General features: G+C 40.4%; 16 protein-coding genes and 1 tRNA gene. 15 read left to right on the forward strand and 2 right to left on the reverse strand.

Annotated elements, in window-relative coordinates; genetic code table 11:
* The first annotated feature begins 4 nt into the window (after positions 1-4).
* Genes tsaE through lytR form a run of 3 tightly spaced genes read left to right on the forward strand, consistent with a single transcriptional unit; the run spans position 5 to position 2,121 of the window.
* Positions 5-448 carry a tRNA (adenosine(37)-N6)-threonylcarbamoyltransferase complex ATPase subunit type 1 TsaE gene (tsaE, locus tag JOC31_RS06520; protein ID WP_205017353.1) on the forward strand — a complete coding sequence of 148 codons (444 nt, stop codon included), beginning with the start codon at positions 5-7 and terminating at the stop codon, positions 446-448.
* Positions 441-962, forward strand: a complete 522-nt coding sequence (locus JOC31_RS06525) for a GNAT family N-acetyltransferase (protein WP_205017354.1) — start codon at positions 441-443, stop codon at positions 960-962. Before tsaE ends, JOC31_RS06525 begins: the two co-directional genes overlap by 8 nt.
* A 7-nt stretch (positions 963-969) precedes the next feature.
* Entirely contained in the window at positions 970-2,121 is a 1,152-nt protein-coding gene (lytR, locus tag JOC31_RS06530) for a glycopolymer--peptidoglycan transferase LytR (protein ID WP_205017355.1), read from the forward strand.
* Between the two features lie 174 nt (positions 2,122-2,295).
* Here lytR and JOC31_RS06535 read toward each other — a convergent pair whose 3' ends face one another.
* Both JOC31_RS06535 and JOC31_RS06540 read right to left on the reverse strand, forming a co-directional pair.
* Complete coding sequence (locus JOC31_RS06535; protein ID WP_205017356.1) at positions 2,296-2,610, reverse strand: chemotaxis protein; 315 nt, start codon at positions 2,608-2,610, stop codon at positions 2,296-2,298.
* Positions 2,607-3,026: an HIT family protein gene (locus JOC31_RS06540; RefSeq protein WP_205017357.1), complete on the reverse strand. Its 420-nt coding sequence runs from the start codon at positions 3,024-3,026 to the stop codon at positions 2,607-2,609. Before JOC31_RS06540 ends, JOC31_RS06535 begins: the two co-directional genes overlap by 4 nt.
* Positions 3,027-3,101: 75 nt before the next feature.
* On the opposite strand from JOC31_RS06540, the gene JOC31_RS06545 reads away from it, so the two are divergent.
* The 12 genes from JOC31_RS06545 to rbfA all read left to right on the forward strand — a co-directional run bounded on the left by JOC31_RS06545 (position 3,102) and on the right by rbfA (position 13,000).
* On the forward strand, positions 3,102-3,836 hold the full coding sequence (locus JOC31_RS06545; RefSeq protein ID WP_205017358.1) for an ABC transporter ATP-binding protein: 735 nt from the start codon (positions 3,102-3,104) through the stop codon (positions 3,834-3,836).
* On the forward strand, positions 3,833-4,870 hold the full coding sequence (locus tag JOC31_RS06550) for an ABC transporter permease (RefSeq protein WP_205017359.1): 1,038 nt from the start codon (positions 3,833-3,835) through the stop codon (positions 4,868-4,870). The genes JOC31_RS06545 and JOC31_RS06550 overlap by 4 nt, the downstream gene beginning before the upstream one ends.
* A 79-nt stretch (positions 4,871-4,949) precedes the next feature.
* A complete protein-coding gene (ccrZ, locus tag JOC31_RS06555; protein ID WP_205017360.1) occupies positions 4,950-5,732 on the forward strand; it encodes a cell cycle regulator CcrZ in 783 nt (260 codons plus the stop codon).
* A gap of 9 nt (positions 5,733-5,741) precedes the next feature.
* Positions 5,742-6,377 (forward strand): tRNA (guanosine(46)-N7)-methyltransferase TrmB, encoded by a 636-nt coding sequence (gene trmB / locus JOC31_RS06560; protein WP_205017361.1) that lies wholly within the window; start codon positions 5,742-5,744, stop codon positions 6,375-6,377.
* Positions 6,378-6,440: 63 nt separating this feature from the next.
* Positions 6,441-6,527: transfer RNA gene (locus JOC31_RS06565), tRNA-Ser, on the forward strand.
* 119 nt (positions 6,528-6,646) lie between these two features.
* Positions 6,647-7,168 carry a P-loop NTPase family protein gene (locus tag JOC31_RS06570; RefSeq protein ID WP_205017362.1) on the forward strand — a complete coding sequence of 174 codons (522 nt, stop codon included), beginning with the start codon at positions 6,647-6,649 and terminating at the stop codon, positions 7,166-7,168.
* Between the two features lie 197 nt (positions 7,169-7,365).
* On the forward strand, positions 7,366-7,845 hold the full coding sequence (gene rimP / locus JOC31_RS06575) for a ribosome maturation factor RimP (RefSeq protein ID WP_205017368.1): 480 nt from the start codon (positions 7,366-7,368) through the stop codon (positions 7,843-7,845).
* A gap of 106 nt (positions 7,846-7,951) precedes the next feature.
* A complete protein-coding gene (gene nusA, locus JOC31_RS06580) occupies positions 7,952-9,175 on the forward strand; it encodes a transcription termination factor NusA (RefSeq protein ID WP_205017363.1) in 1,224 nt (407 codons plus the stop codon).
* Positions 9,176-9,196: 21 nt separating this feature from the next.
* A complete protein-coding gene (gene rnpM, locus JOC31_RS06585) occupies positions 9,197-9,493 on the forward strand; it encodes an RNase P modulator RnpM (RefSeq protein WP_205017364.1) in 297 nt (98 codons plus the stop codon).
* Positions 9,486-9,788: a YlxQ-related RNA-binding protein gene (locus JOC31_RS06590; protein WP_205017365.1), complete on the forward strand. Its 303-nt coding sequence runs from the start codon at positions 9,486-9,488 to the stop codon at positions 9,786-9,788. The genes rnpM and JOC31_RS06590 overlap by 8 nt, the downstream gene beginning before the upstream one ends.
* A gap of 18 nt (positions 9,789-9,806) precedes the next feature.
* Positions 9,807-12,590, forward strand: a complete 2,784-nt coding sequence (infB, locus tag JOC31_RS06595; RefSeq protein ID WP_205017366.1) for a translation initiation factor IF-2 — start codon at positions 9,807-9,809, stop codon at positions 12,588-12,590.
* 62 nt (positions 12,591-12,652) lie between these two features.
* Complete coding sequence (rbfA, locus tag JOC31_RS06600; RefSeq protein WP_205017367.1) at positions 12,653-13,000, forward strand: 30S ribosome-binding factor RbfA; 348 nt, start codon at positions 12,653-12,655, stop codon at positions 12,998-13,000.
* Positions 13,001-13,159 lie beyond the last annotated feature (159 nt).

Raw genomic sequence — 13,159 nt, forward strand, 5'->3', positions numbered from 1 at the left:
TAACATGTTTAAGAGTCAAAATGAAGCAGAGCTAATCGCTCTAGGAACTCGTATCGGTCAAGCACTGAGAGCCAAGGATGTCTTGGTTTTGACAGGCGATTTGGGAGCAGGAAAAACAACCTTAACCAAAGGCATAGCTAAGGGTCTGGAAATTGACCAGATGATCAAGAGTCCAACCTACACTATTGTACGCGAATACGAGGGGAGACTCCCTCTTTACCATTTGGATGTTTACCGTATTGGTGACGATCCAGATTCTATAGATTTAGATGATTTTCTATTTAGTGATGGTGTGACAATCATTGAATGGGGAGAGTTGCTAGGAGACCACTTGCCAGATGATTATCTTGAGGTCGTTATCAGCCGTGACGGTGATGGTCGCAAACTTCTTTTCGAAGCATATGGTTCAAGAGCTCAAGAGCTTCGTGAGGTTATCGTGAATGGCTAGTCAGGAAGTTTATTTTGCTGAAGCAGATGTTTTCGATGCTCAATCTCTTCTTGATTTTTTAGATAGAGTTGGAGGAGAGACGGAGTTCATAGATTTGGACGAGTCGGGTATTTTAATGAGCCTGCCAGAAATGGAAAAATCCTTGGCCTATCGTTTGGCATCTGAAAATAATATCTGTTTACTGGCAAAGCTTGGTTCCAGAGTGATTGGTATGCTAAATATAGCAGCGGACTTCAGAGAGCAGACCAGACATATTGGTGATCTTTTTGTTGTTATCGAAAAGGCTTACTGGGGATATGGACTAGGTCAGACACTGATGGAGTTGGCGATGGATTGGGCTCAAGAAACAGATGAGATTGCACGTCTTGAACTGACTGTTCAGGTACGAAATGATAGGGCTGTCCATGTTTACCAAAAGTACGGCTTTGAAATTGAAGGTGTCAAAAAAAGAGGCGCTAAATTAAAAAATGGAGAATTTCTAGATGTTTACCTCATGGGTAAGTTAATAGACTAATAGTGATATGAAACTAGGTAAAAAAATCTTACTGATGTTAGGACTGATTTTCCTAACAACAATTATTGCAGCTGGTGTTTATGTAACAGACGCCCTTAATTTTTCAAACAGTACCTTATCAAAAACCTTCAAGGAATATGGTGATGGCAAGACTAGTACAGCATTGCAAAATACAAAACCTTTTTCAGTTCTATTGATGGGGGTTGATACGGGCTCTGGTGTTAGGACGGACAAGTGGTCGGGTAATAGCGACTCAATGATTTTAGTGACAGTTAATCCAGAAACAAAGCAGACGACGATGACTAGCTTGGAACGTGATGTTCTTATCAATATTACAAACGATGGGGAAACCTATGAAGCTAAGTTAAATGCAGCTTATGCGGCTGGAGGAGCTCCTTTAGCGATTAGTACAGTACAGAGTCTTTTGGATATCAAGATTGACTACTATATGCAGATTAATATGCAGGGGCTGATGGACTTGGTTGATGCAGTTGGTGGTATTAAGGTCACAAATAACTTTGATTTCCCAATATCTATCGCTGAAAATGAACCAGAGTACACAGCAACGGTAGCACCTGGAACGCACCTGGTTAATGGGGAGCAAGCCTTGGTCTTTGCTCGTATGCGTTATGATGACCCTGAAGGAGATTATGGTCGCCAAAAGCGTCAGCGTGAAGTGATTCAAAAGGTAACTAAAAAGCTGTTAAATCTAAATAGTATTACATCCTACAAGAAGATTCTTGAAGCGGTAAGTAATAATATGCAGACTAATATTGCTTTATCAACCTCTACTATTCCTCAATTATTGGGTTATTCAGATTCTTTGAAGCATATCACTGAATACCAGTTGAAGGGTGAGGATGCTACTCTTAACGGCGGTTCTTATCAGATTGCCACGACTGAGAACTTGATGGAAATTCAAAACAACATCAAGAAGCAGTTAGGGCTCAAGGAAGCAACAGCAGATACCTTTACGACTTCTGCAGTTCTATATGAAACCCTATATGGAAACAACTATTCGACTGATACAAGTGATAATGCTTACAGTTCAGATGTCAGTGATGCTACTGGAACGGTCACCTATGATGACCAAGCTGATACTTCGACTTATGGTTATAATGCTGATACCAGCAATCCCTATACACAATCTTATCAGTAAGAAGAATATCAAAAGCAAGCTAGACATTATACTAGCTTGTTTTTTGATATTAGAAGTAGGTAATAGCCTAAAGCACAGTAACAGCCTAGGAGGATGTACGGAGAGAGTTTAGGTTAGAGTATATAAAGTAAAACAGCTTGTATCAAAAGCCTTACTGCTTTTGATACAAGCTGTTTAGTTATTTTCGGACTTTTTGGTCTGATTTTGAGTGTAAGGAGCGAGGTGATCTTGAATTTCTCTAAGACGGGGTTGAGTTTCTTTTTGGAAAACTCGCCATTTGTAGGTAAGATCTTGGCTGATTTGGTTTAGATTTTGTGTTTGTGACTCGATGATAGCCAGGTTTTGTTTGATACGCTCAAGATCATGGGAAGCTTCATGACCTGCTTTTTTTAAGTTGGTCCAGTTTTCTGCTAAGGCATGCCGTTTTTGATAGGCTTGATAGGATGCGTAAACACCTATACTTAGGAGAGCGAGTTGCTTTAATTTCATTGTTCAACCTCTTTGGCAATCTGCTCTGCTAATTGTCCTAATGCTACAAAATCAGGTTCGTGGACAGTATAGTTGACAGAGAAGCTATCGTCATCTGAATAGCGAGGAACGAGGTGAATATGAGCATGGAAAACAGTCTGTCCTGCGATTTCTTCGCTGTTGTTGATGATGTTCATGCCTTTAGCACCTGTTGCTTTTTGTAGTCCACGGGCAATCTTAGGGAGGCGAGAGAAGGTCGTTTCAGCAACTTCTTGACTCATATCAAGGACGTTACGAACATGTGTTTTAGGGATTAAAAGCGCGTGTCCTTTGGTGGTCTGTGATAGGTCTAAAAAGGCAAGAACGTGATCGTCTTCGTAGATTTTTGATGAGGGGATATCACCTGAGATAATTTGGCAAAAGATACAATTTTCCATGTGTTGGCACCTTCTTCTATTTGGATTTTTGTTATAATGGATAGTATAAGTATATCAAAGTTAGGAATAAAGGTCATGTTAAAAATAGAACATTTGGTTGGCGGTTATTTGAATATTCTAGTTTTAAAAGATATTTCTTTTGACGTTAACGATGGCGAGCTTGTTGGCTTGATTGGATTGAATGGTGCGGGAAAGTCGACAACGATCAATGAGATAATCGGTCTTCTCCAACCTTATCAAGGGAAGATTACGATTGATGGAATCAGTTTACTTGATGATAAAGAGGCTTACCGACGTCAGATTGGTTTTATTCCAGAGACTCCAAGTCTCTATGAGGAGTTAACCCTACGTGAGCATTTGGATACTGTCATGATGGCTTATGATGTGGATATTCCAGCTAGTCAGGCTTATCTCGATAGGCTCTTAACCTTGTTTCGTTTGGATGGAAAATTAGACTGGTTTCCGACACAATTTTCTAAAGGGATGAAGCAAAAAGTGATGATTATTGCAGCGCTTCTAGTCAAACCGAGTCTTCTGATTATTGATGAGCCGTTTTTAGGTTTAGATCCTTTAGCGATTGCAGATTTGACCAGTTTATTAGAGGAAGAAAAGGCAAAGGGAACAGCTATTTTGATGAGTACCCATGTCTTAGATTCAGCTGAAAAGATGTGTGACCGCTTTGTGATATTGCACCAAGGAAAAGTTCGGGCTCAAGGGAATTTAGAAGAGCTACGTCAGATTTTTGGAGATGCTGATGCTAGTCTTTCAGATATCTATATGGCCTTGACAAGAGAAGAGGGACAGCTATGATAAAGGAATTATTAGCGCGCCGAAGGTGGCAGTTTCATCAGCAATGTATGGGCTATCTTCGCTATGTTTTAAATGATCACTTTGTTTTAGTTTTAGTTTTCCTACTAGGATTTATACTTTATCAATATAGCCAGTTGTTGAAGCATTTTCCTAGCCAACCTATCTTGCTCTTGGTGATTGTCAGTCTCTTGTTGTTGGTGACCTCTTTTATGGGTGCTGTTGCCTGTTATCTAGAGGAGGCTGATGCTCACTTTTTATTACCTAAGGAATATGATGTCAGAGTTGGTTTGCAGGCTTCCTTTAAGCGATCGTTTTTCTTTTGGTCATGTTTACAATTAGTAGTTGTCGTTTTAGTGGCTCCTATCTATCTAGCTGCTAAGTTACCGTTGGTCAGTCTGTTTGGCATCTACTTGTTGTTACTGGCTATTCGTATTTATCGTCTAAGGTCTCTTTATAAGCGACTATTGCCTAAGGAAAGACTTGACTGGCAAACGGTTATTCGTTATGAGAAGGCGAGAAAGCAAAAGGTACTAACGTTTTTTGCTCTCTTTACAAAGGTCAAAGGTCTCTCGACGACCATGAAACCTCGTCCTTATTTGAATGTTTTTTTAAGGGCATTGAAGTTGGAGCATGGTAGAACATGGCTTCATTTGTATAGTAGAGCATTCTTGCGAAATGGTGATTATTTTTCACTGAGCTTGAGGCTTTTTGGACTGGGACTTGTATCGATGCTTCTGATAAAACCTGTCTTTATAGCAAGTGTCATCGCTGGGCTTTTTAACTACTTATTGTTATTTCAATTGATTGGATTATTTACCGTCTATGACTATCAGCTTATGACACAGCTTTATCCAGTGGCAGCGACAGTCAAAATTACCAATTTTAAACAGCTGATGAGGTCTCTTTTTTACTCAGTGACCTTGCTGGAGGTTATCTGTGGTTTATTCCATTGGTCAAGTCTCGTCTTACTTATCTGGTCTGTCGTCTTAATTGAGCTCTACCTTCCAAGAAAACTGAATAAGTTGATTGACTAAGGTTTTAAAAACAAGTACAATAGAAAAGACTTTGTTTTTAAAATCGATATGAAAGTTTACATCAGTAAGGAGGGATATTGTGATAGTAGAAGACGGTGAACTTACCTTAGTTCCGTTAAAAGGTAAAAGCGGGAAAGCCTATATTGGGACTTACCCAGAAGGTAACCATATTTTTGTTAAATTGAATACAACGCCACTTTTACCTGTTTTAGCAAAAGAGCAGATTGCACCACAGTTGTTATGGGCAAAGCGTCTAGGCAACGGCGATGTTATGAGCGCCCAAGAATGGTTAGATGGTCGTATTCTAACGAAGCAAGATATGACGAGTAAACAAATTGTTCATATTTTGTTGCGTTTGCATAAATCACGTCACCTAGCTAATCAGCTTCTACAGTTGAATTATAAGGTTGAAAATCCTTATGATTTGATTTTAGATTGGGAACAAAAGGCTCCACTTCAGTTACGCCAGAATACCTACTTGCAATCAATCCTCCAAGAGTTGAAACGACAACTTCCTGAGTTCAATCGTGAAACAGCGACGATTGTTCACGGAGATATTCATCATACTAACTGGATTATCACAACAAGTGGGATGATTTATTTGGTCGATTGGGATGCTGTTCGTCTGACAGATCGAATGTTTGATGTGGCGCACATTCTCAGTCACTATGTCCCTAAACAGTCTTGGCATGATTGGTTGACGTATTATGGCTATAAAGATAATGAGTTGGTACGCCAAAAGATTAATTGGTATGGTCAATTTTCATACCTATCACAAATCTTGAAGTGTTTTGATGAGCGTGATATGGCGGCTGTCAATCGTGAAATTTATGACCTTCGTCATTTTAGAGAACACATGTAGGAAGTAAGAATGCGAGTTAGAAAACGTAAGGGTGCTGAGGAACACCTAGCAAATCATCCTCAGTATGTGATTTTAAATCCAGAAGATGCTAAAGGAAAATGGCATTCTGTTTTTGGTAATGATAACCCTGTTCATATTGAAGTAGGGTCAGGTAAAGGTGCTTTTATCACAGGTATGGCACTCAAAAATCCAGATATTAACTATATTGGAATTGATATCCAATTATCTGTTTTGAGTTATGCTTTGGATAAGGTGCTTGAGAGTGGTGCTACAAATGTGAAATTGTTACGTGTAGATGGATCAGCATTGACCAATTATTTTGAAGATGGTGAAATTGATCTTATGTACCTTAATTTCTCAGATCCATGGCCTAAGAAAAAACATGAAAAACGTCGTTTGACGTATAAAGATTTCTTAGATACTTATAAACAAATTTTACCGGAAAAGGGTGAGATTCACTTCAAAACGGATAATCGTGGCTTATTTGAATACAGTCTGGCAAGTTTCTCACAGTATGGAATGGTGTTAAAACAAGTGTGGTTAGATTTACATGCTTCTGATTACGAAGGAAATGTTATGACTGAGTATGAACGGAAGTTCTCAGAGAAAGGTCAAGTGATCTACCGTGTTGAGGCACGATTTTAAGTAGTCAATTCTTTGAAATCGTGCTATAATTAAAGGAGTTAGTGCTAACTAACTTCTTCATCTGGAGAGGTCGCATAGTGGCCGAGTGCGCACGCTTGGAAAGCGTGTAGTCCTTAACGGGGCTCGGGGGTTCGAATCCCCTCCTCTCCTTTTAATAGCAAAATTAGTTGATTCAATTTGCTGAGATTCCGTTGAACTAAGTCTCATAAAAATTAACACAGAAAAACAGTTCGGTATGGGCTGTTTTTATTATCGAAAAGGTGGCTCGTGTGAAGATTGATATCATTGGATCAGTTGGTGCTGGAAAAACAACCTTAGCTAGAAGTTTGGGAACTACCTATCAAATCCCTTTTTATGAAAAAGACGATATTGTCTGGGTGAGAGATCCTAAAGGAGACTATAAGCGATCAGATGAAGAACGTGATGCTTTGTTTGCTTCTATCTTGGCGCAGGAACATTGGATTGTAGAAGGCTCACCAAGGAAGGTTTTACAAGAGAGTTTTGAAGAAGCAAATATCATTATTTTTCTAGATCCGCCATCTCTTATTCGAGTGAATCGTCTTATCAGAAGATGGTTGAAGCAAAGAAGCGGGAGAGAGGCTCATCATATTTTTTCTGATTTTTCAGCTTTTAGACAGTTTTTGGTTTGGCATCGGGAATTTAATCGTATGAAAAAAGATTTGCTCGATAGTCTGTCAGGTTATTCAGATAAGCTGTATGTTTGCCAATCATCCAAGGAGGCAGAAACGGTCATTGCTCGTAAAATGCCTGCAGCGTCGTTTTATGTATGACAGTGATACTATATTTTTTGCATTATTCTATTTTTATGATATAATAGTAGTACAGTAAACAGAAGAACAAAGAGGGGGCGGAGTTAATTCTTCGCCTCTTATGTTTGTCGTAAAGGATAAAGGTCTTCTGTCAATCTGATTGTAACAAGAAGTTAGGAGGTTATCCCTAACTTTCTAGAAAAAAGGAGGGATGAGTCATCGCAAACGCAAATGATATCATTGATTTGGTAACAAACTTGGTCACACCGCTAATTACAGAGCCATTTGAATTGGTAGATGTTGAGTATGAAAAAATGGGTGGTGATTACGTTTTGTCTATCTTGGTTGATAAGCCTGAAGGGATCACTGTTGAAGATACAGCAGACTTGACGGATATTATTAGCCCAGCTCTTGATACCATTAAGCCAGATCCATTCCCTGAGCAGTACTTCCTTGAGATTTCTAGCCCTGGTCTAGAACGACCTTTGAAGACAGCTCAGAGTTTGACAGATGCTGTTGGTAAGTATATCAATGTCAGTCTTTACAAGTCTATCGACAAAGTGAAGGTTTTCCAAGGTGACTTGGTATCCTTTGATGGTGAGACTTTGGTTATCGATTATTTGGATAAAACGCGTCATAAGACCGTTGAAATCCCATATCAAACGGTTGCCAAAGCTCGCTTAGCTGTTAAATTGTAGTTTCTTGGCTTCTAAAAGAAGCCTCACATGAGAAGAATCCAGACTTCTCCTCTATCTTGATGAAAGGAATTTTGCTTTTGCTGAAAATAGCAAAGCATGACACACTATGAGCAAAGAAATGCTAGAAGCCTTCCGTATTTTGGAAGAGGAAAAACACATTAACAAAGCAGACATCATCGATGCAGTTACAGAGTCTTTGAAATCAGCTTACAAACGTCGCTACGGTCAATCAGAAAGCTGCGTTATTGATTTTAACGAAAAGACAGCAGATTTCCAAGTTTATACCGTTCGTGAAGTTGTCGAAGAAGTTTTTGATAGCCGTCTTGAAATCAGCTTAAAAGATGCCCTTAAAATTAGCTCAGCTTATGAGCTGGGAGACAAGATTCGCTTTGAAGAGTCTGTGACAGAGTTTGGACGCGTGGCTGCTCAATCAGCTAAACAAACCATCATGGAAAAAATGCGTAAACAAATGCGTGAAGTGACTTTCAATGAGTATAAAGAGCATGAAGGTGAAATCATGACTGGTACCGTTGAGCGTTTTGACCAACGTTTCATCTATGTTAACCTTGGTTCGCTAGAAGCTCAATTATCACACCAAGACCAAATTCCTGGTGAAACATGGAAATCACATGACCGTATCGAGGTTTACGTTTATAAGGTTGAAAACAACCCTCGTGGTGTTAACGTATTTGTTAGCCGTAGTCATCCAGAGTTTATCAAACGCATCATGGAACAAGAAATTCCAGAGGTCTTTGATGGAACGGTGGAAATCATGAGTGTTTCTCGTGAAGCAGGTGACCGTACCAAGGTTGCAGTGCGTAGCCACAATCCAAACGTTGATGCTATCGGTACTATCGTCGGACGCGGTGGGGCTAACATCAAGAAAGTGATCAGCAAGTTCCATCCAAAACGTTACGATGCGAAGACTGGGATTGAAATTCCAGTTGAGGAAAACATTGACGTTATCGAGTGGGTAGCTGATCCAGCTGAGTTCATTTACAATGCTATTGCACCAGCTGAAGTTGATTACGTTCTCTTCGATGAAGAAAACAGCAAGCGTGCGACAGTTGTTGTTCCAGACAACAAACTGTCACTTGCTATTGGTCGTCGTGGACAAAACGTTCGTTTGGCAGCTCACTTGACAGGCTACCGTATTGATATCAAGTCAGCTAGTGAGTATGAGGCTCTTGAAGCAGAGCGTGCTTTGCAGGCTGAGGCTGCTAGTCAAGAAGTGGCAGAAGAGCCAGTGGAAGATGTTGTCGTAACAGAAAGCCTTGTCTCAGAGCAAGAAGTAGCTGTTGAAGCAACAACTGAAGAACAAGAAGCTTAAGAGAGCTAGAAAGAAAGGTATATGGCTACAAAGAGAAAAATACCTTTAAGAAAATCAGTTGTTTCAGGCGAGGTAATCGATAAGCGTGACCTTCTACGGATTGTCCGTAATAAAGAAGGTGAGGTCTTTATTGATCCTACAGGTAAGCAAAACGGTCGTGGTGCTTATATTAAATTGGACAATGAAGAGGCGCAGCTTGCTAAGAAAAAGCAGGTTCTAAATCGTAGTTTTTCAATGGAGGTTCCAGAGAGTTTTTACGATGAATTGATTGCTTATGTTGATCACAAGGTCAAAAGAAGAGAGTTAGGTCTTGAATAATTTAAGTAAACTATCTAATTTGTTAGGGCTAGCTCAGAGAGCAGGGCGTGTCATTTCGGGAGAAGACTTAGTCGTTAAGGCGATTCAGTCTAATCAGGTACAGCTAGTTTTTCTAGCTAACGACGCGGGTCCTAACTTGACTAAAAAGATAACTGATAAAAGTAACTATTATAATATAGAAGTCTCCACAGTGTTTAATACACTGGAATTAAGCTCAGCAATTGGCAAAGCCAGAAAGGTTGTTGCTATTGCTGATGCTGGATTTTCAAAGAAAATGAGGACTCTTATGGATTAAAGAATAGGAGGACACGAATTGTCTAAGAAAAGATTGTATGAAATTGCTAAAGAAGCAGGACTAGCTAGCAAGGAAGTTGTTGCCAAAGCGCAAGAATTGGGAATTGCAGTTAAGAGTCATGCTTCTAGTGTTGACGAAGCTGATGCCAAGCGTATTAAGGATAGTTTTGGTGCTCCAGCAAAAGTACAAAGCAAGCCTACGACTGAAGCAAAGGCAGTGAAGGTCGCTAAAAGTCCAGAAAAGCCTGTTGAGCATAAGGAAGTCGTAGCGGCTACCCAGAAACCGTCAGAGGTAAAAGAAGCACCAGCTACTCTAGCTAAGCCACAGAGCCGTAATTTTAAAGCGGAACGCGAGGCCAAAGCCAGAGCAGAAGAAAAACGCCGTGCCAATAATAAACCAGGTAACCGCTCTAATAAACCCAATAACGATCGTCGTTCTAACAAAGATCAGGGGCGCCAAGAAGGAAGCCGAGAAGCTAATCGTGATCGAAATGGTCAGAATCGTAACGACCGTAGAGATCGTCATCAAGGCCGTCGAGATGATCGTCGCCCACAACAGTCGACTCCTCAAAAGGCTGCTCCTAAGATGGACTTTAAGGCACGTGCCGCAGCATTGAAAGCTGAGCAGAACGCTGAATACTCACGTCAGAGTGAAACACGTTTCCGTGAAGAACAAGAGGCTAAGCGTCAAGCTCAGGCTTCACAAGAAGAAGCACGTAAAGCTAAACGTCAGGCAGAAGCAGTGGCAAGTCAGCCTAAAACAGAGACTCCAAAACCTGCACCAGTTAAACAGGTTGCAGCCGTTTCTGAGAGTCAAGATACACGTCGCAAAAAACAAGCTCGTCCAGAAAAATCACGCGATTTCGATCGTCAGAATGAAGATGGACCAAAGCAATCTAGAAATAATAAGTGGAATAATCAAAACCAAGTGAGAAATCAAAGAAATAGTAACTGGAATAAAAACAAACCTAAAAAAGGTAAAAATAATCGAAATGGTAATTCGGCTCCAAAACCAGTAACAGAGCGTAAATTCCATGAATTACCAAAAGAATTTGAATACAGCGAAGGAATGACTGTCGCTGAAATCGCAAAACGTATCAAACGTGAGCCAGCAGAAATTGTTAAAAAACTCTTTATGATGGGTGTTATGGCGACTCAAAACCAATCTCTTGATGGAGACACGATTGAACTCCTCATGGTTGACTATGGTATTGAAGCTAAGGCTAAGGTTGAGGTTGATACAGCTGATATCGAACGCTTCTTCGTTGATGAAGATTACCTCAACCCTGAAAATATGGTTGAGCGTGCACCTGTCGTTACTATCATGGGACACGTTGACCATGGTAAAACAACCCTTCTTGATACCCTTCGTAACTCACGTGTAGCAACAGGTGAAGCAGGTGGTATCACACAGCATATCGGTGCCTACCAAATCGAAGAAAACGGTAAGAAGATTACCTTCCTTGATACACCAGGACACGCGGCCTTTACGTCAATGCGTGCGCGTGGAGCATCAGTTACAGATATCACAATTCTTATCGTTGCAGCTGATGACGGTGTTATGCCACAGACTATCGAAGCCATTAACCACTCTAAAGCTGCTGGTGTCCCAATCATCGTTGCCATCAACAAGATTGATAAACCAGGTGCAAATCCAGAGCGTGTTATCGGTGAATTGGCTGAGCATGGTGTTATCTCAACTGCCTGGGGTGGTGAGTCTGAATTTGTTGAAATCTCAGCTAAATTTGGTCAAAACATCGAAGAATTGCTTGAGACAGTTCTATTGGTAGCTGAAATGGAAGAACTTAAGGCAGATCCAACAGTTCGCGCTATTGGTACTGTTATTGAAGCTCGTCTTGATAAAGGAAAAGGTGCAGTCGCAACCCTTCTTGTTCAACAAGGAACACTTAATGTCCAAGATCCAATCGTTGTTGGTAATACTTTTGGACGTGTTCGTGCCATGACTAACGACCTAGGACGTCGTGTGAAATCAGCAGAGCCATCAACACCTGTGTCAATCACAGGTTTGAATGAAGCTCCTATGGCTGGTGATCACTTTGCTGTTTATGAGGATGAAAAAGCTGCGCGTGCTGCTGGTGAAGAGCGTGCTAAACGTGCCCTTCAAAAACAACGTCAAGCAACTCACCGTGTCTCACTTGAGAACCTCTTTGATACCCTAAAAGCTGGGGAAGTGAAAACTGTTAATGTTATCATCAAAGCTGACGTTCAAGGTTCTGTAGAGGCACTTGCAGCATCACTTCTTAAGATTGATGTTGAGGGTGTTCGTGTTAATGTTGTTCACTCAGCTGTTGGTGCTATCAACGAATCAGACATCACACTTGCTGAAGCTTCAGACGCTGTTGTAATTGGTTTCAACGTTCGTCCGACACCGCAAGCACGTACACAAGCTGATGCTGACGAAGTTGAAATTCGTCTTCACTCAATCATCTACAAGGTTATCGAAGAAATCGAAGATGCCATGAAAGGGATGCTTGATCCAGAATATGAAGAAAAAATTCTCGGTGAAGCTATTATCCGTGAAACCTTCAAAGTTTCTAAGGTTGGAACAATCGGTGGATTCATGGTTATCAACGGTAAGGTTACTCGTGATTCAAGCGTCCGTGTTATCCGTGACGGTGTTGTTATCTTTGATGGTAAACTTGCTAGCCTTAAACACTATAAAGATGATGTGAAAGAAGTTGGAAATGCCCAAGAGGGTGGTTTGATGATTGAAAACTATAACGATCTTAAAGTTGATGATACGATCGAAGCTTACATCATGGAAGAAATCAAACGTAATTAATTTAGTAAGAAAAAGCTAGGTCATCTGCTCTAGCTTTTTTCAAAAATAAGAAAGGACGACCTATGGCAAATCATCGTATTGACCGCGTTGGGATGGAAATCAAACGTGAGGTTAATGAGATTCTTCAAAAGAAAGTTCGTGACCCACGTGTTCAAGATGTGACCATCACAGATGTTCAAATGCTGGGTGACCTGTCAGCTGCTAAGGTTTATTACACCATTCATTCAACTTTGGCATCAGACAATCAAAAAGCGCAGATCGGTCTTGAAAAAGCAACCGGTACTATCAAACGTGAACTTGGTAAAAATTTGACCATGTATAAGATTCCAGATTTAACTTTTGTTAAAGATGAATCTATCGAGTATGGTAATAAAATTGACCAAATGCTTCGCAATTTGAATAAGGATTAAAAATAAAAGGTTAGCTTAGGCTAGCCTTTTTAGCTAGGAGGATTATGATGGATATTAAGAGATTGTGGCTCTTCGTCAACTGTAGTGGGTTGACTTATAATCAGCAGCGAGAGAGAATCAGATTGGTTCTCTCTTTTTGCATGTTCAAAGCGATGAGAA

The organism is Streptococcus saliviloxodontae (assembly GCF_016908655.1).
Classification (GTDB): Bacteria; Bacillota; Bacilli; order Lactobacillales; family Streptococcaceae; genus Streptococcus; species Streptococcus saliviloxodontae.

Excerpts from the sequence above, each read along its gene's own strand:
- tsaE (WP_205017353.1), top strand. The coding sequence starts at position 5 with ATGTTTAAGAGTCAAAATGAAGCAGAGCTAATCGCTCTAGGAACTCGT.
- JOC31_RS06525 (WP_205017354.1), top strand. The coding sequence starts at position 441 with ATGGCTAGTCAGGAAGTTTATTTTGCTGAAGCAGATGTTTTCGATGCT.
- lytR (WP_205017355.1), top strand. The coding sequence starts at position 970 with ATGAAACTAGGTAAAAAAATCTTACTGATGTTAGGACTGATTTTCCTA.
- JOC31_RS06535 (WP_205017356.1), bottom strand. The coding sequence starts at position 2,610 with ATGAAATTAAAGCAACTCGCTCTCCTAAGTATAGGTGTTTACGCATCC.
- JOC31_RS06540 (WP_205017357.1), bottom strand. The coding sequence starts at position 3,026 with ATGGAAAATTGTATCTTTTGCCAAATTATCTCAGGTGATATCCCCTCA.
- JOC31_RS06545 (WP_205017358.1), top strand. The coding sequence starts at position 3,102 with ATGTTAAAAATAGAACATTTGGTTGGCGGTTATTTGAATATTCTAGTT.
- JOC31_RS06550 (WP_205017359.1), top strand. The coding sequence starts at position 3,833 with ATGATAAAGGAATTATTAGCGCGCCGAAGGTGGCAGTTTCATCAGCAA.
- trmB (WP_205017361.1), top strand. The coding sequence starts at position 5,742 with ATGCGAGTTAGAAAACGTAAGGGTGCTGAGGAACACCTAGCAAATCAT.
- nusA (WP_205017363.1), top strand. The coding sequence starts at position 7,952 with ATGAGCAAAGAAATGCTAGAAGCCTTCCGTATTTTGGAAGAGGAAAAA.
- rnpM (WP_205017364.1), top strand. The coding sequence starts at position 9,197 with ATGGCTACAAAGAGAAAAATACCTTTAAGAAAATCAGTTGTTTCAGGC.
- rbfA (WP_205017367.1), top strand. The coding sequence starts at position 12,653 with ATGGCAAATCATCGTATTGACCGCGTTGGGATGGAAATCAAACGTGAG.